This window comes from Paenibacillus sp. GbtcB18, assembly GCF_019091125.1.
GTDB lineage: Bacteria > Bacillota > Bacilli > Paenibacillales > NBRC-103111 > Paenibacillus_F > Paenibacillus_F chitinolyticus.
This window is the reverse complement of sequence record NZ_JAGXJX010000004.1, coordinates 341,711-366,578: the sequence shown is the minus strand read 5'-3', so window position 1 is coordinate 366,578 and position 24,868 is coordinate 341,711. Positions and strand designations below refer to the sequence as shown.

29 protein-coding genes are annotated in these 24,868 nt (G+C 57.5%); 27 read left to right on the top strand and 2 right to left on the bottom strand.

What is annotated here, in order from left to right; translation table 11 throughout:
• From KVT34_RS15445 to KVT34_RS15315, 27 genes are all read left to right on the top strand, one after another.
• Positions 1–825, top strand: coding sequence for a phytanoyl-CoA dioxygenase family protein (locus tag KVT34_RS15445; RefSeq protein WP_217559668.1), 825 nt, complete (start codon positions 1–3; stop codon positions 823–825).
• Positions 822–1,619 carry a phytanoyl-CoA dioxygenase family protein gene (locus KVT34_RS15440; RefSeq protein WP_217559667.1) on the top strand — a complete coding sequence of 266 codons (798 nt, stop codon included), beginning with the start codon at positions 822–824 and terminating at the stop codon, positions 1,617–1,619. Before KVT34_RS15445 ends, KVT34_RS15440 begins: the two co-directional genes overlap by 4 nt.
• 14 nt (positions 1,620–1,633) lie before the next feature.
• On the top strand, positions 1,634–2,467 hold the full coding sequence (locus tag KVT34_RS15435) for a phytanoyl-CoA dioxygenase family protein (RefSeq protein WP_309244095.1): 834 nt from the start codon (positions 1,634–1,636) through the stop codon (positions 2,465–2,467).
• A 103-nt stretch (positions 2,468–2,570) separates the two neighbouring features.
• Entirely contained in the window at positions 2,571–2,822 is a 252-nt protein-coding gene (locus tag KVT34_RS15430; RefSeq protein WP_309244094.1) for an acyl carrier protein, read from the top strand.
• Complete coding sequence (locus KVT34_RS15425) at positions 2,819–3,259, top strand: 3-hydroxyacyl-ACP dehydratase FabZ family protein (protein ID WP_217559665.1); 441 nt, start codon at positions 2,819–2,821, stop codon at positions 3,257–3,259. The genes KVT34_RS15430 and KVT34_RS15425 overlap by 4 nt, the downstream gene beginning before the upstream one ends.
• Before the next feature lie 17 nt (positions 3,260–3,276).
• Positions 3,277–3,696, top strand: coding sequence for a 3-hydroxyacyl-ACP dehydratase FabZ family protein (locus tag KVT34_RS15420; protein WP_217559664.1), 420 nt, complete (start codon positions 3,277–3,279; stop codon positions 3,694–3,696).
• The gene (locus tag KVT34_RS15415; RefSeq protein WP_217559663.1) at positions 3,683–4,486 is read left to right on the top strand and encodes an alpha/beta hydrolase; all 804 of its coding nucleotides are present in this window, start codon (positions 3,683–3,685) and stop codon (positions 4,484–4,486) included. Before KVT34_RS15420 ends, KVT34_RS15415 begins: the two co-directional genes overlap by 14 nt.
• A 9-nt stretch (positions 4,487–4,495) precedes the next feature.
• Positions 4,496–5,356: an alpha/beta fold hydrolase gene (locus tag KVT34_RS15410; protein WP_217559662.1), complete on the top strand. Its 861-nt coding sequence runs from the start codon at positions 4,496–4,498 to the stop codon at positions 5,354–5,356.
• 5 nt (positions 5,357–5,361) lie between these two features.
• The gene (locus KVT34_RS15405) at positions 5,362–6,330 is read left to right on the top strand and encodes a hypothetical protein (RefSeq protein WP_217559661.1); all 969 of its coding nucleotides are present in this window, start codon (positions 5,362–5,364) and stop codon (positions 6,328–6,330) included.
• 8 nt (positions 6,331–6,338) lie between these two features.
• Positions 6,339–7,436, top strand: coding sequence for an aminopeptidase (locus KVT34_RS15400; RefSeq protein WP_217559660.1), 1,098 nt, complete (start codon positions 6,339–6,341; stop codon positions 7,434–7,436).
• Between the two features lie 15 nt (positions 7,437–7,451).
• Positions 7,452–8,618 carry a glycosyltransferase gene (locus KVT34_RS15395; RefSeq protein WP_217559659.1) on the top strand — a complete coding sequence of 389 codons (1,167 nt, stop codon included), beginning with the start codon at positions 7,452–7,454 and terminating at the stop codon, positions 8,616–8,618.
• A gap of 12 nt (positions 8,619–8,630) precedes the next feature.
• Positions 8,631–8,864 (top strand): phosphopantetheine-binding protein, encoded by a 234-nt coding sequence (locus KVT34_RS15390; protein ID WP_217559657.1) that lies wholly within the window; start codon positions 8,631–8,633, stop codon positions 8,862–8,864.
• Between the two features lie 97 nt (positions 8,865–8,961).
• Positions 8,962–9,753, top strand: coding sequence for a phytanoyl-CoA dioxygenase family protein (locus tag KVT34_RS15385; protein WP_217559655.1), 792 nt, complete (start codon positions 8,962–8,964; stop codon positions 9,751–9,753).
• A gap of 16 nt (positions 9,754–9,769) precedes the next feature.
• Entirely contained in the window at positions 9,770–11,212 is a 1,443-nt protein-coding gene (locus tag KVT34_RS15380; RefSeq protein WP_217559653.1) for a class I adenylate-forming enzyme family protein, read from the top strand.
• A gap of 4 nt (positions 11,213–11,216) precedes the next feature.
• Entirely contained in the window at positions 11,217–12,542 is a 1,326-nt protein-coding gene (locus KVT34_RS15375) for an aminotransferase family protein (protein ID WP_217559651.1), read from the top strand.
• 6 nt (positions 12,543–12,548) lie between these two features.
• Entirely contained in the window at positions 12,549–13,301 is a 753-nt protein-coding gene (locus KVT34_RS15370; RefSeq protein WP_217559650.1) for a class I SAM-dependent methyltransferase, read from the top strand.
• A 17-nt stretch (positions 13,302–13,318) separates the two neighbouring features.
• Entirely contained in the window at positions 13,319–13,681 is a 363-nt protein-coding gene (locus tag KVT34_RS15365) for a cupin domain-containing protein (RefSeq protein WP_217559649.1), read from the top strand.
• A 17-nt stretch (positions 13,682–13,698) separates the two neighbouring features.
• The gene (locus KVT34_RS15360; protein ID WP_217559648.1) at positions 13,699–14,790 is read left to right on the top strand and encodes a class I SAM-dependent methyltransferase; all 1,092 of its coding nucleotides are present in this window, start codon (positions 13,699–13,701) and stop codon (positions 14,788–14,790) included.
• 3 nt (positions 14,791–14,793) lie between these two features.
• Positions 14,794–15,483, top strand: a complete 690-nt coding sequence (locus KVT34_RS15355; RefSeq protein ID WP_217559647.1) for a helix-turn-helix transcriptional regulator — start codon at positions 14,794–14,796, stop codon at positions 15,481–15,483.
• A 45-nt stretch (positions 15,484–15,528) separates the two neighbouring features.
• Positions 15,529–16,380 (top strand): hypothetical protein, encoded by an 852-nt coding sequence (locus KVT34_RS15350; RefSeq protein WP_217559646.1) that lies wholly within the window; start codon positions 15,529–15,531, stop codon positions 16,378–16,380.
• The gene (locus KVT34_RS15345) at positions 16,377–17,624 is read left to right on the top strand and encodes a beta-ketoacyl-[acyl-carrier-protein] synthase family protein (RefSeq protein ID WP_217559644.1); all 1,248 of its coding nucleotides are present in this window, start codon (positions 16,377–16,379) and stop codon (positions 17,622–17,624) included. Before KVT34_RS15350 ends, KVT34_RS15345 begins: the two co-directional genes overlap by 4 nt.
• Before the next feature lie 13 nt (positions 17,625–17,637).
• Complete coding sequence (locus KVT34_RS15340) at positions 17,638–18,498, top strand: beta-ketoacyl synthase N-terminal-like domain-containing protein (RefSeq protein WP_217559642.1); 861 nt, start codon at positions 17,638–17,640, stop codon at positions 18,496–18,498.
• A 37-nt stretch (positions 18,499–18,535) separates the two neighbouring features.
• Positions 18,536–19,804 (top strand): beta-ketoacyl synthase N-terminal-like domain-containing protein, encoded by a 1,269-nt coding sequence (locus KVT34_RS15335; RefSeq protein ID WP_217559640.1) that lies wholly within the window; start codon positions 18,536–18,538, stop codon positions 19,802–19,804.
• 8 nt (positions 19,805–19,812) lie between these two features.
• Positions 19,813–20,562, top strand: a complete 750-nt coding sequence (locus tag KVT34_RS15330) for an SDR family oxidoreductase (protein ID WP_217559638.1) — start codon at positions 19,813–19,815, stop codon at positions 20,560–20,562.
• Positions 20,563–20,576: 14 nt separating this feature from the next.
• Positions 20,577–20,840: an acyl carrier protein gene (locus KVT34_RS15325; protein WP_217559637.1), complete on the top strand. Its 264-nt coding sequence runs from the start codon at positions 20,577–20,579 to the stop codon at positions 20,838–20,840.
• A gap of 40 nt (positions 20,841–20,880) precedes the next feature.
• Entirely contained in the window at positions 20,881–22,611 is a 1,731-nt protein-coding gene (locus KVT34_RS15320; RefSeq protein ID WP_217559636.1) for a CRTAC1 family protein, read from the top strand.
• The gene (locus tag KVT34_RS15315; RefSeq protein WP_217559635.1) at positions 22,612–23,400 is read left to right on the top strand and encodes an RnfABCDGE type electron transport complex subunit D; all 789 of its coding nucleotides are present in this window, start codon (positions 22,612–22,614) and stop codon (positions 23,398–23,400) included.
• Between the two features lie 144 nt (positions 23,401–23,544).
• On the opposite strand, the gene KVT34_RS15310 is transcribed toward KVT34_RS15315, so the two are convergent.
• Positions 23,545–23,745: a hypothetical protein gene (locus KVT34_RS15310; protein ID WP_042229541.1), complete on the bottom strand. Its 201-nt coding sequence runs from the start codon at positions 23,743–23,745 to the stop codon at positions 23,545–23,547.
• 107 nt (positions 23,746–23,852) lie between these two features.
• Entirely contained in the window at positions 23,853–24,692 is an 840-nt protein-coding gene (gene lexA, locus KVT34_RS15305; protein WP_217559634.1) for a transcriptional repressor LexA, read from the bottom strand.
• Positions 24,693–24,868 lie beyond the last annotated feature (176 nt).

Sequence of the window (24,868 nt, the reverse complement as noted above, 5' to 3'; positions counted from 1 at the left end):
ATGGAGAACACGCACGGTTTTGATGCGCTGGAGCAGGAATGGAGCGTGTCGCAGGAGGATATCGACGGATTCCGCAGAGACGGGCATCTGCTCCTGAAGCAGTTGGCCTCGGAGGAAGATATCGGCCGGATCCGGGAAGCGTGCCGGCGCGAGATCGCCCGGCTGGACGACAGGCTCAGGCTGCAGGTGATGAACGTCTGGGAGAAGGATGCCGCCGTGAAGGCGTTTGTTTTCGCCCGGAAATTTTCCCGGATTGCCGCGGATCTTCTCGGTGTGGACGGAGTCAGGCTGTATTTCGACCAAGTCTTTTTCAAAAAGCCGGGGGCGGGCGCAATGCCTCTGCATCAGGCCAATCAGTTCATGCTTGAACTGGACCCCGATTCCGTCCTTTCGATGTGGATGCCGCTCACCGATATTCCGGGAGAGCGGGGGCCGCTCTCTTACGTTGCCGGTTCGCATCTTCACGAGAAGCTCCGGAGCGCCAAAAATCCTCTCCTCGCGGCCATGAGACTGGGCCTCTCGGAGAAACCGTGCGGCCCGATGCAAGCGGGGGATGCTTCCTTCCATACGGGCTGGACGCTCCACGGCGCTTACGGCAACGATACGGAAACAACGAGGGAGATGCTCATTATTACCTGGTTTGCCGAAGACGCCCGGATTAAGGACCCCGCGGACAGTGCCGGCAGAAACCCGCAGCTTCAGAGCCTTTTCCGGGGCCTGGAGCCGGGCGGCAAGGCGCAGGGACGGCGGCTTCCGCTGCTGTTTTACCGGCCCTACCGGGATGTGGTCCAGCTGGTCCATCAAGCGGAGGAGGATACGGAATGAACGGAGCCGTTCACGATGACTTGCCGCCCCTGAGCGACAGCTACTCACTGCCGGAGGGCCTGATCGCACAGTTCCGGGCGAAGGGACACGTCTGCATTAGGCAGGCGGCCTTCATCCATGAAATCAGCGCCTATCGGCCGCATATCATCACGGCGGTGGAGGGCTACACGGGAGACCGGAGCGTCCGGCCGCATAAGCAGCTGTATATGAATCTCTGGGAGGAGGACACGCGTGTCCGACAGTTCGTATTTGCGCGCCGGTTCGCCAAACTGGCGGCGGATCTGATGGGCGTCACGGGCGTCAGGCTGTACCTCGACCAGGCGAACTTCATCGAGCCGGGGGCGAGCGTAACGCCTTGGCATCAGACCGAGGCTTATATGCTGGAGCTGGACCCCGCGCAGATTATCACCATGTGGATGCCTCTGGTGGATCTGCCGGAGCCTGGCGGGCCGGTGACCTATTTGTCCGGCTCGCATCTGCTTCCGGGAGGCGCATCTAAGAATCCTCTGCTGGAAGCGAAAAGAGCGGGACTCCCCGAAGAGAACTACGGCCCGCTGAGGACCGGCGACGCCACGTTTCATGCGGGGCGTCTGCTGCACAGCGCTCCGGGGAACGGCGGGGCTTTCACCCGCGAGGTGATGACGGTGACGTATTTTGCGGACGGCGCGAGAATCCTGGACCCCGAGGACAAGTCCGGCAGAGCCCCGCACCTAAGGCGCCTCTTCGCCGGAACCGGGGCGGGGCGGACGGCCGAAGGGCCGCTGACGCCTCTGCTTTACCGCAGGCTTTTTTAAGAGGAGGAAACCGGGTGGAAAATTCTCTTTTTACGGCAAATTTACACGAGGAGATCGTACTGTCTCCCGGACAAATAGAAGAATACCGCAGCAAGGGTCATGTTTATGCCGGACGGGTTGCCTCGGAAGAAGACGTGGCAGCCCTGCGTCCCCTGGTGAGGGAGCTGGTCCGGACCTGCGTGAAGGAAGAGCGGCCGCTGGCGGAGCGGGACGATTTCGGCAAAGCTTTTCTTCAACTGATTAATTTATGGCAGAGAGACGAGGCGGTGAAGCAATTCGTCTTTGCCCGCAAATTCGCCCGGATGGCCGCCGACCTGCTGGAAGTGGACGGGGTGCGGCTGTACCTGGATCAGATTTTTTACAAGGAGCCGGGAGGCGGACCTACGCCTTGGCATCAGGACGGCTCGTATATGCTCCGCTTTAAACCCGATAAGCTCATTACCCTCTGGCTGCCTCTGACCGATATTCCGGACGAAATGGGCTCGCTGCGGTTCATTTCCGGCGCGCATGAGATCGAGCGGATGAAAAGCTCCGGCAATATTTTGCTGGATGCGGTCCGCAGAGGGCTGCCGGAGACCGGGTACAAGGGAATGAAGGCGGGGCATGCGACGTTTCATTCGGGTTGGACGCCTCACAGCGCGCTGGCGAATCCGACGGACTCCATGCGGGAGGTTCTGACGATCACGTATATAGCGGAGGATGCGGTTATAGCCGACCCGGAGGATAACGAGGCGCGGCGGAATCATCTGGAGACGTACTTTCCGGGGTTGAAACCGGGAGAACGCGCGGATAGTCCTCTCAATCCGGTTCTGTACAGCAGGGGCGGGAACAGCCCGGTCTGCGTCTGAATCCGCGGCTCAACAAAGCAAGAATTGTTTGCAATCGAAGCAGAGAGAAGCGGCGGCGGGACCTTTACAATGAAAACAACGGAAAGTTTGAGGGGGGAGCAACGTGTCTGCGAAAGAGTCTGCGAAAGATCAAGTACGCCTGTTTTTAAGCGACCAAGGCTGCGGTATGCTGCCGGTCGAAGAGATTAGCGAAGAAAAACGGCTTTTCGATGTGGGATTCGATTCGCTGAGGTTTATGGAGCTTGTCGTGCTTATCGAGGAGCATTTCGGAATCCAGTGGCCGGACGAAGCGCTGGAAATCAGCGGCAGTACGCAGGTCGGGGATATCGTTCAGGCGCTTGAAGGCTGTCTATGAGCCGCCCCCCGGACTACGGTCATTTGCTGACGATGCTGCCCCATCAGTTTCCCCTCCGGGTGCTGGACGAGGTAAAGGATTATTCGCCCGGAAAATTTCTCGTAGCCGGATGCAGCCCGCTGCCGCTGAAGATTTACTTCGGCAATACGGGTACCATTCCGCCTACCCTGCTCATTGAGGGGCTGGCCCAAGCGTGCGTCATCCTGACCCAATTGGAGACGGCGCCACTGGGGGAAGATGAAGTTCCCCTGCTCGGAGCGATCAAGGCCAAGCTGCTGATGCCCGTATCCTGGCAGGGGCCCATTACTTACAAGGTAGAACCCGTCCGTATTTTAAGCAAAAAAGCGATCTTTACCGGCACTTTGTACCGGTCGGACGGAACAATGGCGGTATCGGCCGAACTAAGCGTAGCTGTTGCCGCGACATCAAATTCATAATAGGCGGGGACCCTCGTATGCCGGCAGAGGCTTATTTGCATGAAACAAAACCTTGGACCATGGTGGACCGGATTATCGGAGAAAGCGATAGGGCCATCTCAACATTGAAGAATATTTCCAGCAGTGATTTTTATTTAATTGGTCATTTCCCTTCATACAGTGTGTACCCCGGTATGCTGATGGTGGAATGCATCCTGCAGTCGGCCGAGCTTCTGCTGCGGCGGCAATCGTCCGGGAAACCGGGAGACTGCCGGTTCGGCGAAATCGCTTCGCGTTTCCTCAGTCCGGTCGTGCCGGGGGACTCCGTAAGGTTTGACGTGGGCTTTACGGCCGGAGGAAGCGAACTGGCGGCCGTCGGCAAAGTCGGCGGCCGCACCGTGATTCACTGCAAAATGAAACTGCTGCGGGAGGAGGGAGAGAAGGATGAACGGAGATGAAAGGCTGGTGGAACTTTACGACCGGGGGAAGCTGGCGGGAGTTCTGCACCTGCCTCCCGAACACCTCCGGCCTTGTCCGGTTATTATCTACTGTCCGGGCAAAAACGGAGAAAGATACGAGGTACACCGGCTTGCCGTGAAATACGCCCGCAGATTGGCAGAGCGGGGAATCGCTTTCCTGCGTTTCGATTATTACGGAATCGGCCTGAGCGACGGGCATTATTTCGATATGACGACCTCCGGCAAAATATCGAATGTGCTGAAAGCCTATGAGTTTGTCTGCGGTCATCCGGATCTGCGGGAACGGGAGGCCGTCTTTCTGGGATTCAGCGATGGGGCCAGGATCGCCCTGATGGCCGCGCAGGGCAGCGGGATAGAGAGGCTCGTCCTGTGGAGCCCGCTGTTTTTCGAATTCGGCGGGAACTATCCGAGCGGGAAGCATCCCCGGTTTATCCGCCATCCCGAAGCGGGCAAGCTGGTTATGCCTTGGGCGGGCCTATGGGTCGGGATGGATTTTTACCGGGATTTGCAGAGCATGGACACCGAAGCCGCCCTGGAATTTTATAAAGGCTCTTCCGTCCTCATCTACGGAGACAACGATCCTCTGATCCTGGAGGAAATGGAGCTGTCTGAGTCCCGTCGGTCGGCGATTTACAGGCATTCCGAGCAGAATCGGGTGGTCCGGGTTCCGGATGCGGGCCATCTATTTACATCCAGGCCACTGGAGGAAACGCTGATGGAGCATACAACTTCCTGGCTCCGCGCGGAGCGTCTGGTTAGGGGAGGGTGAGGATGAATCATGTGGAAGCAAAGAAGATTCGGCCGTGACCGCGGCATCTACGGACTCGTGGAAGAACCTGACGGCCCCGGGAACGATCTCGTTGTGATGTTCGCGGGACTTGGCCAGGCGATGAGCGAAAAAAATTATTTCTTCTCCAACCTGCGCAAATATTTGGCCCGGAGCGGAGTAAGGGTCGTTCAATTCGACTACCGCGGCCACGGAGACAGCTTCGGTGAACTGGGGGACACGACGGTGTCCGGCATGAAGCGGGACGCGCTCGAAGTGCTTGCCGAGGTTCTGGAAGAGCGCCCGGCGGAGAGGATTTTCCTGATCGGCAATGCCCTCGGCGGGGTTATAGCCCTCCAGACGGCAGCCGAGCTGACGGAGAAGGGGGAATCCCCTCCCGTTTGCATTCCCGTGCTGCTGGCGCCGCCCTTCCGGGCGTTCCCGGAGAAGGAAGCTTTGTTCGCGCGGGAGACGCTTCAGGCTCTGGAACGCGAAGGAAAGCTCGACGCCCAACTTCTTGTGCCGGGCTTCGACTATTACACGCTGAGCGACTTTAACCGGGAGCCGTACGACTTTTTTATGGCCTGGGGTGCGCATATGCTTTATTTGCACGGTCAGTGTATTTCCGCCGGCATGCTGGACGAGCTTCTTGAGCTGGATACGGCCCGTCTCGTCAGAGAATACGGCGGGCCTCTGCATATCCTATGCGGCAGTGAAGATGAAGACGCCCGGACGACGGCGGAGGAAATAGACCGCGTCATTCTTCATAGAATGCGGGGGTACCGGTATTTTTACCAGCATCCTGCGGCAATGGACCAATGGATAACCGAGGCGGCCTCCATTGTACGAAGCGATAACGGGGAGAGGGAGTAAATTTAATGGAAGAAACCCGGAAAACAATAGCGCAAACCATCCTGTCCCAAAAAACCGACTGGCGGTTCCCGGACGGCGAAGGATTATCCCAGCGTACGCTTGACTGCAGACAGCTCTGCATGATGGAGGTGCTTAAATGGAAAGGAGAGCGGCAGCTTACGCCCGTGTTCCTGAATGCCTTCGACTGCGAGTCGAACGGACTTATGCTGAGGCGCAGCGAGCCCGAGCCGGGGAGAGGCTGGAGGCTGACGAAATATTCCCCTTTGAATACGGATGGGCTGTATCCCCTGATTGATTCCGTCTTCGATCATGAAGGCTATTGCCTGCTGTTTTACAATGCGAAGGAAGCCGTGTTCTCCTCGTATCACGGGAAGCACGATATCGTTCATTGGTCGCTGCTGGTCGATTATGACGAGTCGGGGGTGACACTGGTCGATGACGAAGGGGCCCCGGCTTTTTTTAACGGTTATATCGGCAAAGTCCCCTGGGAAACGCTGATGAGCGCCCATGCGAGCTCGGAGAAGGGCGGTGTCGCCATCCTTGGACGCCGGCCGGGGTATGCGAAGACTTGGGAGGAAGAATTCCTCTCGCTGGTCCGTGCCTCGGTACACAATATGGTCGATCAGCAGGGACTTAAGAATCTGGAGAACTTCGTAAAGGCGGTTGCGGAAAGCCGGGCGGAAGCCTTGATTCCCATGCTGGAAACGCTGGAGTTCGACGTCCACTATTTCCGCCGGTTGAGGGAGCTGTGGAAAGCGGCCGTGGAGAACGGCACCGTACCGGACCGGTACAAAGCCCCCGGCTGGGTGGAGGAGCTCGTTTACGTGTGCAAATCATGGTCCCTGGTTATGGGCGTTCTGGCCAAGTGGAAAAGGCAGCCGGATAAGGACTATTCGGCCAAGCTAACCGATTACCTCGGGCAAGCCCTGGAAAGCGAAAAGGGGTTTTACCGGGAGCTACGACATCTGGTATGAGGTGAATCATGAAAGAAGAGTTCAAGCGGATTGCGGACACGGTCGTCAGCCATTCTTTGAGGCTCCGTCCGGGGGAAAAGGTAGTGGTCAAGGTCCGCGGAGATGCAGCGGAGTTGACGGAAAGCCTGATTGCGCGCATCTACGAGGCCGGAGCGGTGCCTTTTTTGCAGACAACGGACGTTGAGGAGCTTAAATGGCTGCTGGCGGGGGCCTCCGAGGAACAGATCCGCCAGTGGGCGGAGCATGACCTGGGTCTTGTCGAAGCCATGGACGCGTACATCGGGATTCACTCGGAAGCGAATACCTTTGAAATGGAGGATGCGGACCCGACACGCTACGGCTATTACGTGAAGCATTATCTTCAGCCGCTGACAATGACAATGGCGTCCAAGCCCAAATGGGTGCTGCTCCGCTATCCCACCCCGGGAATGGCGCAGCTGGCGGGCATCGGAACCTCGAAGCTCCGGCAAATTTATGTCTCGTCCTGCCTGATGGATTACAAGGGACTCCAAGAAAAGGCGGAGCCGCTTCGGAAGCTGCTCGGGCGGATAAGCCGTATCCGTATCGTCTCGCCGGGGACGGATTTATCTTTCTCCGTGCAAGGCATGCCCTCTTTTCTGTGCGACGGCCGCTACAACCTTCCCGACGGAGAGCTGTTTACGGCGCCGGTGGCGGGCTCGGCGGAAGGCCGGATCACGTTCAATGTGCCGACAAGCTGCATGGGCAAAACGTTCGATTCCGTCGCGCTCACGTTCCGGCAGGGCAAAGTGACCGAATGGTCGGCGGACGATACCGAAGCGCTGGGCGGAATTTTAAAGACGGACGAGGGAGCTTCGCGTCCGGGCGAATTCGGCATCGGGCTGAATCCCCACATCCGGCAGCCCATGCGCAGCCTGCTGTTCGACGAAAAGATGGCGGGAAGCATTCATCTTGCCTTGGGACAAGCCTACGAGATGGCCGATAACGGGAACACCTCGGGTATACATTGGGATCTCGTTTTATGCCAGCTCGAAGCCTATGGAGGCGGCGAACTTTATTTTGACGACATCCTGATCCGTAAGAACGGTTATTTCGTTGTGCCGGAATTGGAACCGTTAAATCCTTGAGCGGGAGGGAAGCGGATGGCTCATCTGTTTATCGCGGTCCAGAGGGTTCTGGGACATGTAGTTCCCGCCTTGGCCATCGGACAGCAGCTTAAGAAGAAGGGACATGAAGTCACGCTGGCTACTCACCCCGCCAATAAGGAACTGGTGGTCCGTGCGGGACTGGATTTCCTTCCGGCGGAATGGGGGAAGTTTCCGGAGAAGTTTATTTATGAACAGGCGCTGGAAATGGATGCGCTGCTTGCCGGAAGGGAAGTCGACTGGATGATTTGCGATTCTTCCCAGGCGGCCCCGGCTTATGCGGCGGAGAGAAGAGGAATCCCTTGGATCAGCCTGCAAACGACGGTTCCTTATCCCGAAGAAGCGCTTCCCGGCAGCCGGACAGTCTTTAACCGGCTGAGGCAGAGCTACGCCCGGGAGCTGCACGGGGTCAGGATGAGACTGGGGCTGCCGCCGCTCACCGATGACAGGAGAACGCGGGGAGATCTGGCGGGGCTGTCCCCTCGGCTTCATCTGGTCAACGTTCATGCCGCGCTGTACCCGGAAGAAGGCGGCATTCCGGAACAGTCCGTGTTTACCGGGAGCTGCACGCTCGAGTCCGGAGACCGTGACCGCGTAAACGAGGCGTCCCGGTTAGAGCCGGAAGCGTACCCCGGCCGTCCCGTTGTTCTCGTCTGTGCTTCTTCGACGGAACGGCATGATTCCCGGGAAGTTATGAACCGCTATATCGGCGCGGCCGTGAATCTATCGGAGGAGAATTCATTTAATCTGATCGTTGCGGAACATAAGCCGTACGAAGGGAAGCGGCCTCTGCCTCCCCATGTCCGCTGGATAACGGCTTATCCCAATCACGATCTCCTGCTGCCCCGTGCGGACGCTGTCATTACGCATGGAGGCTGCGGCACCGTACAGTCCGTCATGAGGTACGGCGTTCCGATGGTTGTGATTCCACTCGCGTCCGACCAGCATCTTCTGGCCCGGACATGCGAACGTCTCGGAATCGCCCTGACCGTCGGTCCGGAGGAAGCGGGACGCGAGCGGATCGGACAGGCGCTGGACAGGCTGCTGGCGGAGGGAAACTCTTATACGCCGCGGGCCAAGGAACTGGCGGCGATTGTGGGGCGGGACAACCCGAACGAAGCGGCTGTCCGCGCCATCGAACAAGTTCTGCAAAATAACTCGTAAAGGATGAAGCGCATGTTGACCGGAGAAGCGGCACTGGAAGTCATTCAGAAAATCGGCGGGCTCGATAGCGTAGCTATAGATACCAATTTTCTGGAAAAAGGAATAGATTCCGTTAAGATCGTTGAAATTCTGATTGAGTTCGAAATGATGTTCAATATCGACGTTCTGGACGATCAGCTGAACCTGGACGAACTGTCGACTCCCAAACACATACAGGACTACGTAAACGGAATTATCGCCAAGTAGCGCAGAGTCGCCAGGAAAGCCGAGTAACTCCACCCTTCGACCCTCTATGCTTAGAGAGAAGGGGGAATGTTCCCCGCTAAACGGAAGGAGGGGTACATTGAGCAAGGAAATCATGACGGGCGAAATGATGGAGCACTACAGGGAAAAAGGATTCGCGGTCATTCCCGGGGTGTTTTCGCCGGACGAGGCGGAAGAGGTCAAGCGGGCCTTGAAAGAAGTGTGGACGCGGGGCATCCGCAGCCGCACGATCCTGCAAAGCCTGGTATTTCCGCTGGAAAGCTTATTCCCGCCCTTAAGGAATGTGCATGGAAGCCATGAGGCTCTCAGACGGTTCTCGCTCGATTCCAGAGCCTTCGGGACGGCTGCCCGGCTGCTCGGCGAGAATGCGCTGCTTGTCGGAACGACGGGGTTTTATAAATGTCCGGGGGCCAAGCAGCTGCCCCTGCACCAGGACAATTACGATATCGGGGCCGAGCCTGCCGCGGGCTGCGCGTTCTGGGTGTCCCTCGACGAGGCGTCCCCGGAAAACGGCGGGCTCCGGATGGTTCCGGGCAGTCACCGCCTCGGTCTGCTGAAACCCCGGGCTCCGGGCAGCCGTTCCACCTACGGACAGTCGGTTCCGGTTCCCGACCGTCACACGGAGGTCGATCTGACCACCAAGCCCGGAGACGTGGTGGTGTTTAACGGCTACACCGTCCACGGCTCCCATGCGAACCGGACCCGGTACGGGTTCAGGAATTCTCTCGTGATGCATTTCGTCGGCGAAAGCGTCAGAAGTCTTTTCGTGCAGAACAGGGAACTTCTCAATTCGGCCGGCGATAACATATTCAGACCCGTCAACAAATCTCACAGCGTGAAAAGGTTGTTTCTGAACACGGATTCCAACTAAACGGGGAGGAGCGGGGATGGATGCAAAGTTATTTTTCCGTCAGCTACTTGACCATTCTGGCCTATGCGCAGTGGATGGAACTCATGAAGTCTCCTACGGCCGGATAACGGAGCTTGCGCAGAGTCATGCGAGGATGCTGGAAATAACCGGACTCGCGGCCGGTCCAAACTGCGGACAGCGGACCGTCGCCATCGACGTTTCCGTCGGCTGGAGAGCCATCCCGCTGTTCCTGGCGGCTCTGAGGCAGAAAGTCACCCTCGTTCCGGTCGATCCCGCGAAAAATCCCGGCTTGACCGAAAATGTACTGAGCTGGATTAAGCCGGACTTGTATATCACACCTGTGCTTCTAAACGAAGACGGCGAGCTCCTCACCGGGCTTAAGCCGGTAACGGCCTCTCCCAGAGAAGAGCTGCGGGACGTTGCGGTCGTCCTGTACACCTCGGGGACGACCGGCCGTCCCAAAGGCGTCATGTTGACCTACGGCAACATTTGGTCGAACGTCGGCAGCATCCTGGGCTACTTCAAGCCGGCTCCGGAGGACAGACTCTATCTGTTCCGGCCGCTTACTTACGCTTCGGCTTTTACAGGCGAGCTGCTGCCGTCCTTATTCCGGGGAGCGGCCGTCTACTTCCGGCCCCCGGACACGAATCCGCTGAGCACGATGAAGAGCATCCAGCGGGACGGCATTACGATTCTCGGCACAACGCCTACCGTCGCCGCCACCTTCGCCCGTTTCCGGAAACGGTTCGATTTCGGCAGCCTCCGCTGCCTCATGCTGAGCGGGGAGTGCCTGACCGTCAGACAGGCGGAGCTTATTGCCGAAGCGTTTCCGGGCGCGGCTGTCTGGAACGCTTACGGACTTACCGAGGCTTCGCCCCGGATCAGCTGTCTGACCGAGGCGGGCGCTTTCCTGAACCGGAAAGGCTGCGTCGGCAAGCCTCTCGCAGGCGTCGAGGTGAAGGTGCTGGCGGAAGAAGCGGAGGGAAGGCCTGCCGCGGAAGCCGAGGAAGGCGAGGAAGGCGTCCTGTACGTGCGGGGACCGAACGTCATGAAGGGCTACTACGGCGATCGGGCCGCGACCTCGCTGAAAATCAAGGACGGCTGGCTGAGGACAGGCGACCGGGCCGTAATCCGGGAAGGCGACATCTATATTCTCGGAAGAGCCGATTCCCTGATCATCCGAGGGGGAGTCAATATGGACCCGAGCGAGATCGAAAGCGAGCTGATGAAGCTCCCGGGAATCAAGGAAGCGCTCGTTTTTGCGGATCATTCCGAGGACAGGACGAGAGTTCATGCCTGGATTACTTGCGAGAAAGGGGTCCTGATGACGCAAATCCGTTCGACGATCGTTCACGAGATCAAAGATTCCCGCTTGTGGCCGGACGTGATCGAAATGAAAGAGGAGCTTCCGAAGACGGCCAGCGGAAAGCTGATCCGTCCAATCCAATCTTTGAGGTGAGTTCATGCACAAAAGCTATCCGGTCGTCCATCCGTTTACATGGATGCCTCCCAGCGGCACACTAACGACGGACACCTGGCTCGGGCAGGTAACCTGTCTGGAGCGGGGAGACGGTTCCTGGGTGTACGACACGCAGGGCAAAGCCTATCTGTATACGACTACGGCGGTTCCCACGGTAGGGCTCTCCAACTGGCGGGTCATCCAGGCGATGAAGGAACAGATGGAACGACTAAGCTTCGCTTCGACCTGCGCCCAGACGCACGGCCTGGTCGAGCCGCTGGCGGACAAACTGCTCCGTCTCTGCGGAAGCCGGTATGCCAAGGTGTTTTTTACCAACGACGGATCGGGGGCCGTGGAAACGGCCATGCGTCTCATCCGGCAGCATTTCATCTCCCGCGGGGAGGCGAAGCGGGACAAGTTTATTTCATTCGACGGAAACTTTCACGGAACGACCTACGGCTCCGGCTCGGTTACCCATCTGGGCATCCGGGAAATGTTCGGAAGAGGCCTGGAGGATTGCTTGTGCGCTCCCGCCCCTAATTTGTACAGGCCTCCGGGGGGCGTCTCTTCTCCCGAAGGTGCGGCCGACTTCTGTTTGAGGGAGCTGGAGCGCCTGATTGGGGAAGCGGGGCCCGAGACGATCGCCGCCGTTCTTGTGGAGCCGATTCAGGCCGTGAACGGAGTGGTTCTTATGCCGGAGTCGTTTTTTTCACAAGTCAGGGCTTTGACGCGGCAATACGGCATTGTGGTGATATCGGATGAAGTTACCACGGGCCTCGGCAGAACGGGACACTGGTCCTTGAGTGAAAAATACGGGCTGGAGCCGGATGTTCTTGCCGTATCCAAAGGTTTGACCGGCGGTTATTTCCCGATGGGGGCCGTACTGATGTCGGCCGAGCTGGACGACAGTTTGTTCGGAAACGGCGGCATCCTGCTCCACGGCTCGACGCAGTGCGGGCATCCGATCGGCTGCGCGGCGGCTTTGGAGGTGCTGGAAATCATCGAGCGGGATGGGCTGCCGGACCATGCGGCCGTGCGCGGACAGGGGCTTCTGGATGATTTTTCGAACGCGCTGGCCGATCATCCGCATGTGGGCGATATCCGGGGAATGGGCCTTATGCTTGCGCTTGAATTCGTGAAGGACAAGGCGACCAAAGAGCCGGTCGATTTCGAATGGGGACGCCGGTTGTCCGGGCATCTCCATGACGAAGGCATATTGGGCAATTATTTTAACGGCATTCTTCTTATGTACCCTCCCCTGAATGTCAGCGGGGAAGAATGCGATTTTCTCGTTCACGGGGTGACGAGAGCATTACGGCGAATGGGGTGAAGAACAGTGGCGGCAAGAGAGCACTGGCACGACTTTTTCGGGAAGGACTATCTCCTTTTCTCGGAAGTGATTCTGAATGAAGAGCGTACCCGTTTCGAAACGGGACAGCTTCTGTCCCTGCTGAATTTGCCGGTAGGCGCGTCCGTTCTCGACCTGGGCTGCGGCCAAGGCCGGATCGGCGTCCCTCTCGCTCTGAGAGGGTACCAAGTGACCGGTATCGACGCGTCGGATACGCTGCTGGACGAGGCGCGGCGCCGGGCTCAGGCGTCCGGAGCCGATGCGGTATTCAAGTCTCTGGATATGAGAGAGCTTGATTTCGCGGACGAATTCGATGTGGTTCTTAATCTCGGCACGGCATTCGGCTATCTGGAAAACGAAGAAGAGAATCAGGATATTCTGCATCGTGTCTACCGCGCTCTAAAACCGGGGGGACAGTTGATTCAGGAAACGGAAAACCGGGACTTCAAGCTTCTTTACAGCGCGAAAAAAACATGGGACATGATGAACGGCTGTCCCGTATGGTCGCAGCGGGAGTTCGACAGCGTAACCGGCAGATGGAACGAAGAGATGACGTGGTTTGACAATGGCGAGCTCAAGTCATCCCGGCTGAACCTGCGTCTGTACACGGCCGCCGAGCTGCTGAGGCTGCACGGTAAAGCGGGACTGGACGTCAAGGGAATATACGGAGGATTCGATCTGTCTCCGCTTACAACCTCAAGTCCGCGGATGCTGCTTCATCTGGAGAAAAAAACGGATTAATTTCGGGAGGGTTCTAGATGGAAACCGAAAATAAACACAAGCTCATTAAATGGGAAGAAATGAACTGGGAGCCGGGCATCTATGAAAACACCGAAATGAGTTACCTGTACGAAGACGAACAGGGCCGATTGTGCTTTCTGGTTAAACTTCATCCCGGAAGCTTCATTCCGATGCACGACCATCCGAGAAGAGAATTCGCCTATCTGATCAAAGGCGATCTTATTTTAAACGAGGACGAAGTGATGAAGGAAGGCGATTTCCTTACGGCGGGCCTCGCGGAATCCCATGACGTCCGCACCGAGAACGGCGCGCTGTTATACGTCTTCATCGACTATCATGTGATCCGGCAGCGGATCGTTGAGATCGAGACCACATCGTAAGGCTGGGAGGAACAAGGGTGAGTGGTGTTACGACCGTTAAGACGGCTTTGTTTAACGAAACTTATCATGCGGCCTATGAATATGTATCGGATTTTACGGCCTTTACCCTTTTGAACGCGATGAAGGCGGAAGGCATCGACCTGAACGGCCCGGTGAGGGAAAGCAGGCTGCTTTCTCAGATCGCCTGTTCGGAGGAGAATAGGCCGCTGTTGAACTGGGCCCTTCATTTTTTGGAGCAGCAGGAGTTCGTCCGGAAGACGACCGGGCCCGGGGGCGCAGCGGTTCTGGCGTTGACCGCCAAAGGCAGAGACTGGACGAACTCGGGGAACCCGTTCCCGGCCGTACACGTGGCCCCCTCCCTTAAGCTAATCGAATACGCGGGTACATTCTGGCTTCGGGCCATCCGGGGAGAGGTTCAGCCTCAGCACAGGCTGTTTAACCGCGAAGGCATCGCCCTGTGGGAAGTGTATTTCCACAATGCCCATGACTTGTACGCGGTACACAACCAGTGGGCGGCGGAGGAACTGGCGGAACTGATTCCCGCGGAATCCTGCACAATCCTGGAGCTCGGTACGGGTTTCGGTTCGGCGACACGCGCTCTGCTGACGGAAATCCGCCTCCGGTCGAAGTTCGTTGAGGAGTACACCGTCTCGGACGCCAGCAAACTTCTCGCCGCGAAAGCCGGCCGGATGCTCGAAGGAGAGCTCCCTCCGCACAAGCTCCGCCAGCTGACACTGGATATCAACGAGGTGAAGAGCGGCGGGGAGACGTACGACTTTATTTATGCCGTCAATGTGATGCACTGCGCGGAGGATCTCGCTCTTTCCCTGGACGCGCTGCGCCGGCTGCTGAAACCGGGGGGAACGATCGTGTTGTCCGAGTGTGTGAGGGAGCATTACCGGTCCAGGCTTCACCAGGAGTTTATTTTCTCGCTGCTGCCCGATTTTAAGCCGGTCGGCGAAGCGGACGGGGACGCGTCCTGTTTCGGGTTTCTCCGCCCGGAGGACTGGTGGGAGGTCATGCAAGCCGCGGGCTTCCGGGACATCCGCGTCAAGATGAACGAGGGGCCGGTCCGCGGCGCGATTATAACCGGAAGCCGGGAGGGCTAGCCTATGATCGTGTTCTGGGACAGGGAAGCCGGCAGGGAGGCGGGAGACAGCGATCCGCTTGATTCCCGCGATACGCCCGCTGCGGCTTATGTGGCCGACGGATTGATTTTGCACGTCGGTACGGCGGAGGATGCCCGCAGCCAGGCTGCAAACGGAGACTGCGAGGCACTGGTCGTTCTCACGGAGAACGAGCGGATGGAGGACGGCGGACTGCTCGCGGACGTTTCCGTGCCGGTGTACGTTTTTACGAAAGCGGACAAGCAGTCGCGGTTTGTGATCCAGCTTCTGTTTCACTATCTGGCGTCGATCCAGAGCCATGTCTTCTCGAGGAAGACATTCGCGGGCACCGGATCCGATACGGAAATGGATTGGGAGCGCGTGCTGAAGCACATCCAGGACAACCTGGGCACGGGGGAGCTCTCTCTGGAGAGCGTGGCCAAAGAATGTTACGTATGCAAATGGCAGTTTTCGAAAGTGTTTAAAAAACGATTCGGCATCACCTTCCGGGACTATCTGATCGAACAGCGGATCGGGGAGGCCAAGAAGCTGCTCGTAAAAGGACACTCCGTTACGGATGCTTGTTACGCCGTGGGATACGGGGATATGACCCATTTCGGAAGAATTTTCCGCAAGAAGGTCGGTGTGAGCCCTTCCGATTACCGCAAGCATTATTACAGCCAGTTTATTTTATGAAAGCCGAAGGGAGATCCCAAACAAGTCAAAGCGAGGGGTAACCGTATGAGAAAAAGATGGCAGTTCTTGCTTGCCGTTCTGATTGTGGCAGGACTATTAACGGAATTTTACTATTACTGGAACCGGCCGTATAAGCTTCCTCCGGTATCCGACGGTATGCGGCTTGAGGAATACAATCTTGCGTTCGAGAAGGAAAAAGCCGCAGTCGGCGGACTGGCTCGGGGAAGCGCGGAAGAATTGAAGAAAAAGGTCTCCGCCGAGCCGGACAATCTGGCCTACGGCAATGCGCTCCGGATAACGATGGGCAAAGAAGGCCGGATCGACGCCTTCGTCGCGTTTATGAAATCGCTGGAGCAGCCCCCGGCAAGAGCCAAGCTTCAGCTTGCGCTCGCTTACGTGGACCAGATGCAGAACGAATCTCTGGGAACCGCCTCTCTCGGACAAATATCCGTTCATTCCATTGAATTGATGAATGAGGTGCTGGAGAAGGACCCTTACGACTGGCTGGCTCATTATGCCCGGGGGATCAACAATTTGTACTGGCCGGTGGGCCTGCAGCGGATCGACAAGTCCATTCAGGACCTCTCCTTCTGCCTGGCCGTCACGAAGAAATTCGAAGGGGACCATCCTTTCTACATGTGGACTCTGGCGTACACGGCACTTGGGGATGCATTGGTTAAAAAGGGCGAGATCAGCGACGGCATAAAGATCTGGAAAGAAGGACATCAAGCTCATCCCGATGACGCCGCCTTGAAGGAGAGGGCTCAGGCCTCCAAGGATCAGGCGGTCGAGATTGTCGTGCGCGAGCGGGGCATGGATCAGTTTCAGCGGCCGGAACCGGGAATCAGCGACCTCAGCCCCATCTGGAATCCCGCGAAAGAAGGGAAGGGCCAATGAACCACGCAGGCTTTGCATCCGGCGAACGATCCCGCGAGGAAGGGCAAAGGGCAGTGGTAACGGGCCTCGGAGTCGTAACTTCGATCGGCACGGACGAAGTATCCTTCTGGAGAAATTTGCTGCAGGGGGAGACGGGCGTCAAACCGATCACGGTGTTTGACGTGGAGAAGCATACGAACCGGATGGGCTGCCAGATCGACGATATTCCTCTTTCCGAGTACGCTCCGGATGCGCTCTTGAAATCAGGAAGGGCGACCCGGATTCTGATGCCCGCCATCGAGCAGGCGCTGCGGAATGCGAGGCTCGATCAGCCTGCGCTTTCCCGCTGCCGGGTCGGGCTTTGCGTGGGCACCACAATGGGGGATATCGACCCGCTCGAAGGCGCCATTCAAGGAAAGCGGAGCGAGGCATTCGGAGGGCCGCATGTCATAACGGAGCAGATCGGGCGGCTGCTTGGATTGAGTGGGCCCGTATGGACGTTCACCAACGCCTGCGCGGCGGGTAATTTCGCCATCGCCAGAGCCATGGACGAGATTGCGTCCGGCCGAGCGGACGTGATGATCGCCTGCGGAGCGGATTCGCTGTCCTGGGTCGCTTTTACGGGATTCAGCAGCCTGCGCGCCATGGCGCCCGACCGCTGCCGGCCCTTCGACGTCCGCCGGAAAGGGCTCATCCTCGGGGAGGGGGCGGGCGTGCTCGTCATCGAGTCGCAAGCTCATGCGCAGGCGCGCCGGATACGTCCGCGGGCCGGGCTGCTCGGGTACGGGATGAGCTGCGACGCTCATCACATTACCCAGCCCGATCCGCAGGGGGAAGGCGCCGTGCGGGCCATGCGCGCCGCCTTGAAGATGGCGGGAGTTCCGGCGTACGCCGTCGATTATGTGAGCCTGCACGGAACGGGCACCCAGGCGAACGACAAGATGGAAGCGGCCGCTCTGTCGGCCGTCTTCAAGGAGACGCGTCTTCCGGCTGCCAGCTCGATAAAGGGCCATATCGGCCATACGTTGGGCGCGGCGAGCGCGATTGAAGCGGTGATGAGTGTGAAATGCCTGGAAGAAGGGGCGGCTCCGCCGACGCTGAATCTGGAGCAGCCCGATCCGGCGTGCCCGGTCCCCGTTCTAATGAAGGAACCCGCGCCCGGCAGATACCGTATCGTTTTGTCGAATTCCTACGCGTTCGGAGGAGTAAACTCCTCGATCGTTCTGTCCGCCGTTCACCCGGAGCGGCCGGAAAACTTGGAATAAGGGGGGGATAGCGGTGCCTCAGTTCATTTATTTAAACGGGTGCGGTTATTACATGGCCCCCAGCTTTGCGGCGATTGTCGAACGTCCGGACAGCCGGCCTTCGGCTGGAGATTCGGCTGAAGATTCGGACGAGGATTCGGGCGACGGGGCTTTGTCTTCCCGGATCGAAGATGAACCGGAGGAGGCGGCGGCAGGGGGCCTTAAAGGGCTGAAAAGGCATTCCAGAGCCGTCCGGCTGGCCTGTCTGGCCATCCGGGAGGCGCTGCAATCGGCCTCTATTCCGGGGCACGCCCCGGGCGGGAAGAGAAACGACATCGGCGTGGTTGTCGGAACCAACGACGCGAATCTGGAGGCCATCGACCGGTTGCAGCAGGAGGCGGAAACGTACGGGGTGAACAACACGAACCCGGGTCTGTTTCCGGAGACCGTCTTGAATGTAATAGCCGGCCAGGCATCCATTTACTTCGGGCTCGGCGGCCCCAATGTCACGATATCGGGCGGGGACTTCTCCTCGGTGAAGTCGCTGCAGTACGCGGCCGACATGCTGGAGTCGGGCAGTGCTTCCCATGTGGCGGTCTGCATCGTAAGGCTGCAGCCGCCCGCCGTCTTCGAGGGAAGCATCCGGTACCGGGCGGACCGGGAGTCCGTCATCGCTTTGGTGCTGTCCCGGCAGCCATCCGGGGGGAGCGGGAGCGGCCTCAAGCTGCGCTTAGAAAGCGTGACGGACCTGCCGGACGCGGCCGCAACCCGCGTGACGGACGAACAGCTTCCGGCGGTTCTGGCCGGTAAGCTCAGGAACGGGGAGCTTCCGTCCGGAACGTCCGTGATTTATGCGGATGCCGGCCCGGAGGGGCTGCTTGCCGTCGAGTTTTAAAGACCGTGCAAATCCGCATCGTTAAGAGGAGATAACCGTGAAGAATACTAGCGTTCTGGTTACGGGAACGAACATGTTGTGTTCCTTGGGCATGACCAATCACGAGGTATGGCAAGCCGCGCTGTCCGGTTCTGTGCCGGAGCCGTCCCGCCGCTCCTATCCTTTTCCGGACGGCACCCGCCTGGAGTATCCGGTCTTTTCTCTGCCGGATTTCGACCTGTCGGATTGGCTGGAAGAGAAGAGCGTGCGGTGGCTCGCGGAAAATCACCTGCTGGACGACCGGGACTTCTGCATGCTGCTTCTGTCCATCCGGCAGGCGCTCGAAGATGCCTCTTTCCGGATAACCGGAGACAGCAGAATCGGGCTCGTTATCGGTCACGAGAATTTGGGCGCCGTAAAGCTGACGGATAAATTCATCCACTATCAGGATACTGCCCCACAGACGGACCAAGCGGAAAAAATGCCGCTTTTTAACGAGTTCCGGCGTGAATTTTTTAATATCCAGACCTTTCCCTACCTGTTTTACCTGGCTCAGCTGCTGGGGGTGAACGGCCCGGGCTATGTCGTAAACAACGCGTGCGCCTCGGGTTTGTATGCCCTGGAGCTGGGGAGGATGCTCATTGCGAGCGGAAGCGCCGATCTCGTTATCGTCGCCTGTTCGGATTACGCGCACGCATCGGAGTATTTGTGGCTGCAGGAGAAGGGGTTCGTTTCCGGACAGATGAAAATCAGACCGTTTGACCTGCATAGGGACGGTTCTATTCTTGGGGACGGTGCGGGCACGATCATTCTCGAATCGGCCGAGCATGCGGCGGGAAGGCCGGCGGAGCCGCTGGCGGTTTACCGCGGAGGGGCATTTCTCCAGGAACATTGGCATATGACGCTGCCGGACGTTTCGAGGCACTCCTACGCGTCGGTCATCACAGAGGCCGCCGGACACGGAACGGCTACGGTAATTGACGTTATCGTTCCGCACGGATCGGGCAGTACCCTGTGGGACCGGTACGAGGCGAACGAAATTCATCGCGCATTCGGCCGTCTGAACCGGCCGGTTCCGGCCGTGACCTCCTTCAAGGGATATTTCGGGCATTTGCTGGGAGCGAGCGCCATGATCGAAACCGTACTGCTCCTGCACTGCATGAAAAGAGAAATTCTGCTTCGTACGCTGAATTACGAACAAGCCGATCCGAGGGTGCAGCTTCCCGTTCAGATGCAATCCGCGCGCAAAAAGACGGTTTCCGCCTTAAAATCGGTACCCGCTTACGGCGGATTCCACGCGGCCGTGCTGTTCAACAAGCCGGAGTAGGAGGGACTATGGCAACGACGACTTACAGTTTTGCAGGAAAAACGATTTTGGTGACCGGAGGTTCCCGGGGGATCGGCAGGGCCGTCGTTAAACAGCTGGTTTCGGCAGGCGCACGCGTAGTGTTCACCTACTCGAAGGACCGGGAGGCGGCGGAAACGCTCCTGGATGAGACGGGAAATGACTCATCGCGTGTCTCTTGCGTGCAGGCGGACTTTACAGACAAGCTTGCGGTCGCAAAGATGGTCGCAAACCTGCTCGAAGAGGGGCCTGTGCACGGTGTCGTCAACAACGCCGGCATTTTGCGGGATACGCCGATGTACCGGATGGCCGACGAGCAGTGGGACACCGTCCTTCAGGTGAACCTTACCTCCCTGCATATCATTTTGAAAAACCTCATCCGTCCCCTTGCCGCTTCACGGGGAAGCGTGGTGAACGTCTCCTCCGTGACCGGAATTGCCGGAGCGGCCGGACAAACCAATTATGCCGCATCCAAGGCGGGCGTCATCGGACTGACCAAAGCGCTTGCCAAGGAAGCGGGGCCTCTGGGCATACGGGTGAACGCCGTTGCTCCCGGGTTTATCGGCACCGACATGCTGGAGACCATTACTGCCCGCCGCAAGCGGGACCTGGAAAAGGACATCCCGCTGAGAAGACTGGGAACGCCTGAAGAGGCGGCCTCCGCCGTCCTTTTCCTTCTCTCGGAGGAGGCTTCATATATTAACGGCGCCGTGCTGGTTGTGGACGGAGGATTATATTGAAAAGGAGAACTGTCATGAACGTTAAAGCTGTGAAATCCCGCATTATCGAAGTAACGGTGAGTCTTCTGGATTCTACGGAGCCGGTGGAAGAACTGGACGCCGACGCTTTCCTGCGGAAACCCCTGCCCGAAATCGGAATTGATTCTCTGGCTGTCCTGGAACTCGTGGTTACCCTGGAAAGAGAATTCGGCGTGAGAATGACGGAAGACGATCTCGGCGGCATCGGGACCCTGGAGGATATTCTGACCTTTATTACAGGCAGGGCGGGACAAAACTGAGCCGGATCTCATTATGAACGGATGGGGAGATGGAGAATACATGCAGGTTAAACCTTTGAGCAAAATGCTGCTTGCCGCGACGGCGCTGCTTTTAACGGCCACCGGCTGCGGCGCCGGGCAGAGCCGGACGGATTTCGGCTTTTCGTTGAAGGAGACCACACAGGCTTCCGGTGTCAAATTCATCCACAGCAAGCCGACGTTCGACTCCAAAGTGGCGAACATTATGCCTTGGATGGCTTCGACCGGAGCGGGCGTGTTTACGGCGGACTATGACGGGGACGGTTTTATGGACCTCTACTTCATAAACTCCGCCAAAGGCTCCAAGAACGCCCTGTTCCACAACAACGGAGACGGGACCTTTACCGAAACGGCCGAATCCGCCGGGCTTGCGGATGTGAACACGGACGGAATCTCGGAAGCGGCCGTCTGGTTCGATTACGATAACAGCGGTTATCCGAGCCTGTTCGTCGGTTCCTGGGGCAAAAGCCGCCTGTTTCACAATAACGGGAACGGGACTTTTACGGAAGTCACGGACCAGGCGGGTGTCGGATATAAAGGCTACGTTAACAAGGCGATCGTCCTCGATTACAACAAAGACGGCAATCTGGATCTGTACCTGTCTTGTTATTTTCACGAAAAGAACGACTTGTGGAATTTGACGACGACGAAGATTATGCATAACGATTTCGAGAGGGCGCGCAACGGCGGACGGAACGTGATGTACCGGAATAACGGGGACGGTACATTCACGGACGTCACCGCGGAACTCGGGGTGGGCGATACGGGCTGGACCCTCGCTTCCGGGACATGGGACGTGAACAACGACGGCTGGCCGGATATTTACAATGCCAACGATTTCGGACCCGATACCCTGTATTTGAATGAGCAGGGCAAGAAGTTTACGGCCGTGGTTCAACCGAGGGGAATCGGAGATGATACCTTCAAAGGAATGAACGTCGATTTCGCGGATATTTTCCATGACGGCAAGCCGGCCATGTACGTGAGCAACGTCAGCAAATCCCAGTATATTCTGGAAGGCAATCAGTTGTGGCACGAGAAGGACGGACAGTTTATCGACCGCGGCAAAGAAATGGGCGTGAATTTGGCCGGCTTCTCCTGGGGGGCCCGTTTTATGGATCTGGACAACAGCGGCAATTCGAGTCTGGTCGTACAGACGGGGTTTGTTTCCGCCAGCAAGAAGAAAGATTACTGGTTCGACCTCGGGACACTCGCAACGACACCGGGCAATATCGTCGAAGATACGAAGAATTGGCCGGCTTTCGCCGACAAGAGTCTTTCCGGCTATGAGAACAAGTTTCTTTTTTACCCGCAGGGAAATAAATTTACGGATATAGCGGAGCAGGTCGGGCTTGATTTCGTAGAGGACGGACGCGGCATCTCGGCGATAGACATCCGCAACCAAGGCAAGCTCGACCTTGTGTTCGCCAATCAGGGCGGACCGGCCAGAGTGTACGAGAATACCGTCACCAATCAGAACAATTGGATCAAGCTGGATCTGATCGGCACGGCGCCGAGCAGCCGGGACGCGATAGGGGCGAGGGTGACTTTTGAAGTGAACGGAGTCGAAACGGTCATGGAAAAAGACGGAGCCAACAGCTTCGGCGGCCAGAGCGATCCGCGTCTGCACTTCGGCCTCGGTAAGGCGGACAAAGCGGACAAGATCACGGTGCACTGGCCCAGCGGAAGAGTGGAGCAGTTTCGGGACGTTCCCAAAAACCAGATTTTGCGGCTGACCGAAAAGAAGGACTAGATGAGCAAAGATCCGAGATTGTACATTTTGGCGTTTTTGTTGTCCTTTGTTGCCGCAGGCCAGCTGTTTCTCGGTTTTTTTCAGAGATGGGACTCCTTCTTCGCGTCTGTGCTTACAGCGGTCGCGCTAGAGTTTGTTCTGGTCGGCTGGCTGAAGAAAAAGTGGGCGTTCCCCCTGAGCGCCCTCATTACGGGAATCGGCATTTCTCTGCTGCTTAGCTCTTATGCCGTATGGCCTTATGTCCTGACAGCCGTTCTGGCTGTAACGATCAAGCAGTTCGTAAGGCTGCGGGGCGCCCACATTTTTAACCCGAACAATGTCGCGATGGTGATCATGCTGATCGCTCTGCCCGCCTATGCCGTGAGTACTCCCAAGCAATGGACCAACGGGATCGAGGTCATGAGCCTCATTATGATTCTTGGCCTCTTCGCGGCCTATAAAGCGAAACGGCTGGACTCCGTCCTGGCTTTTATCGGGGGTTTTTCCTTCTTTGCTGCTATACGAGTCGGACTTTTCGGAGAACCGGTCTTTTACGCCTTCGGTCCGATGATGGGGGCATCCTTTCAGCTTTTTTCCTTCTTCATGATCACGGATCCCAAAACGACGCCGCCCACCCGGAAAGCGAGGATTCTGTTCGCCTTTCTGATCGCCTTTACGGATGCTTGGCTGCGTGTGAATCAAATAACGAATTCGCAGTTTTACGCTTCATTTCTGGTCACGCTCCTGCTCGGGGTGCCTTACAGGCTGCTGCTGGCCAAAAAAGCGGGGGAAACGGGCATTCCCGCCTAAACCGTCTAAAGACGCAGCGGCAGGGTAGAGGACTTTTCTCCGGAAGAGGAGAGCCGCTGTATGGCCGGTTGTTTACACGCCAAAAAGTCCGGGGAAGACGGCTCCGTTTGGAGTTTCCGTTCCCCCGGACTTTTTGGCGGGCGGCTATTCCACATAGCGCTTCTCGGCGCCCAAATGCCTGGCGATGCAGGCTGCGCTGCAAAACCAGTCCCGGTCGAAGTCCCAATTCTTCTCTCCGGCGTAAATCGGGCTGCGGCATCTGTCGAATGCGCATTCCGTAACTTGACTGGGTTCCTCTGCCTGACGGTCCGGCAGTCCGGCATCAAATCGATCCAACGACGGCAAGTCGAGCCCTCCATTCATCCGTTATGAAACTAGCATACGATGACGGAGGTCGGCGGGACTCCTCGTTTGTTGCCGGCTGTACGGCGTTTGTTGACGTCCCGGCCGGTTTATTCGGCGTCCCGCAGCACGCTCACGACTTTGCCCAGTATGCTTACGTTGGCCGGATAGAGAGGCTGAAAGCGGTCGTTGGCAGGCTGAAGCCTGACGCGGTTGGATTCCTTGAAGAAGGTTTTCACCGTCGCTTCTTCGCCGTCGATCAAAGCGACGATCACTTCCCCGTTGTCCGCCGATAACTGTTGACGGACGAGCACCAGATCGCCGTTCTCGATTCCTTTATTGATCATGCTTTCCCCTTGAATCCGCAGGATGAAATGTTTTCCCTGGCCCACCAGATTTTTGGGGACGCTGAAATACTCCTCGATATTCTCCGCAGCCAGGATCGGACTGCCTGCCGTAACCTTACCGATCAGAGGAAGCCGGACGTAATACTCCGCGGAGAGCGAAGTTTCACGGAATTCGCTGCCCGATTGGATGGAAGCGGCCCGCACCTTCCCGGACCGGTATAGATCTGGATCACCCGGCATCTGAGCCCGGTTCTTGTTTGCAAGATGAGCGGCCATCGTCTGCAGGAGAACAAAATCTTCCTCCTCAAGCTGCCCGGCGACATCATACAACGCATCTATGTGTGGATGGCTTTTCTCGGTAGGAGGGAAGGGGATAAAGTTAGATGGAAAATCGGGAATCGTACCTGTCATCAGCCAATCAAGGGAGACGTTGAATTGTTTGGAAATGGAGATCAATGCTCTAGCAGTAGGGGTCGATTTTTTTTTGCCATTTTCCCAATCACTGATGTTTCCCGGAGAAACTCCGATCATAGCGGCCATCTTGGCCATGGTTAAGTTGTGCTTTAACCGCAGCTCTTTGATGCGTTGGTTAATTTCATTCATTTTCAAGCCCCCAATTCGGCATATTCCAGAACAACCAACAAACATATGTTCTAATAGTATATCAAACATTAGTTTCAGAAAATAGCTATTTCTTCCTAGCTTACAAATAGTCAAAAATACGCATTTTCGAATTTTATCCTTGTTTTCACACGCATAAGCGTTTATAATTTTCTTTA

Excerpts from the sequence above, each read along its gene's own strand:
- KVT34_RS15445 (WP_217559668.1), top strand. The coding sequence starts at position 1 with ATGGAGAACACGCACGGTTTTGATGCGCTGGAGCAGGAATGGAGCGTG.
- KVT34_RS15440 (WP_217559667.1), top strand. The coding sequence starts at position 822 with ATGAACGGAGCCGTTCACGATGACTTGCCGCCCCTGAGCGACAGCTAC.
- KVT34_RS15425 (WP_217559665.1), top strand. The coding sequence starts at position 2,819 with ATGAGCCGCCCCCCGGACTACGGTCATTTGCTGACGATGCTGCCCCAT.
- KVT34_RS15420 (WP_217559664.1), top strand. The coding sequence starts at position 3,277 with ATGCCGGCAGAGGCTTATTTGCATGAAACAAAACCTTGGACCATGGTG.
- KVT34_RS15415 (WP_217559663.1), top strand. The coding sequence starts at position 3,683 with ATGAACGGAGATGAAAGGCTGGTGGAACTTTACGACCGGGGGAAGCTG.
- KVT34_RS15410 (WP_217559662.1), top strand. The coding sequence starts at position 4,496 with ATGTGGAAGCAAAGAAGATTCGGCCGTGACCGCGGCATCTACGGACTC.
- KVT34_RS15405 (WP_217559661.1), top strand. The coding sequence starts at position 5,362 with ATGGAAGAAACCCGGAAAACAATAGCGCAAACCATCCTGTCCCAAAAA.
- KVT34_RS15400 (WP_217559660.1), top strand. The coding sequence starts at position 6,339 with ATGAAAGAAGAGTTCAAGCGGATTGCGGACACGGTCGTCAGCCATTCT.
- KVT34_RS15395 (WP_217559659.1), top strand. The coding sequence starts at position 7,452 with ATGGCTCATCTGTTTATCGCGGTCCAGAGGGTTCTGGGACATGTAGTT.
- KVT34_RS15390 (WP_217559657.1), top strand. The coding sequence starts at position 8,631 with ATGTTGACCGGAGAAGCGGCACTGGAAGTCATTCAGAAAATCGGCGGG.
- KVT34_RS15380 (WP_217559653.1), top strand. The coding sequence starts at position 9,770 with ATGGATGCAAAGTTATTTTTCCGTCAGCTACTTGACCATTCTGGCCTA.
- KVT34_RS15375 (WP_217559651.1), top strand. The coding sequence starts at position 11,217 with ATGCACAAAAGCTATCCGGTCGTCCATCCGTTTACATGGATGCCTCCC.
- KVT34_RS15365 (WP_217559649.1), top strand. The coding sequence starts at position 13,319 with ATGGAAACCGAAAATAAACACAAGCTCATTAAATGGGAAGAAATGAAC.
- KVT34_RS15355 (WP_217559647.1), top strand. The coding sequence starts at position 14,794 with ATGATCGTGTTCTGGGACAGGGAAGCCGGCAGGGAGGCGGGAGACAGC.
- KVT34_RS15350 (WP_217559646.1), top strand. The coding sequence starts at position 15,529 with ATGAGAAAAAGATGGCAGTTCTTGCTTGCCGTTCTGATTGTGGCAGGA.
- KVT34_RS15345 (WP_217559644.1), top strand. The coding sequence starts at position 16,377 with ATGAACCACGCAGGCTTTGCATCCGGCGAACGATCCCGCGAGGAAGGG.
- KVT34_RS15330 (WP_217559638.1), top strand. The coding sequence starts at position 19,813 with ATGGCAACGACGACTTACAGTTTTGCAGGAAAAACGATTTTGGTGACC.
- KVT34_RS15325 (WP_217559637.1), top strand. The coding sequence starts at position 20,577 with ATGAACGTTAAAGCTGTGAAATCCCGCATTATCGAAGTAACGGTGAGT.
- KVT34_RS15320 (WP_217559636.1), top strand. The coding sequence starts at position 20,881 with ATGCAGGTTAAACCTTTGAGCAAAATGCTGCTTGCCGCGACGGCGCTG.
- KVT34_RS15315 (WP_217559635.1), top strand. The coding sequence starts at position 22,612 with ATGAGCAAAGATCCGAGATTGTACATTTTGGCGTTTTTGTTGTCCTTT.
- lexA (WP_217559634.1), bottom strand. The coding sequence starts at position 24,692 with ATGAATGAAATTAACCAACGCATCAAAGAGCTGCGGTTAAAGCACAAC.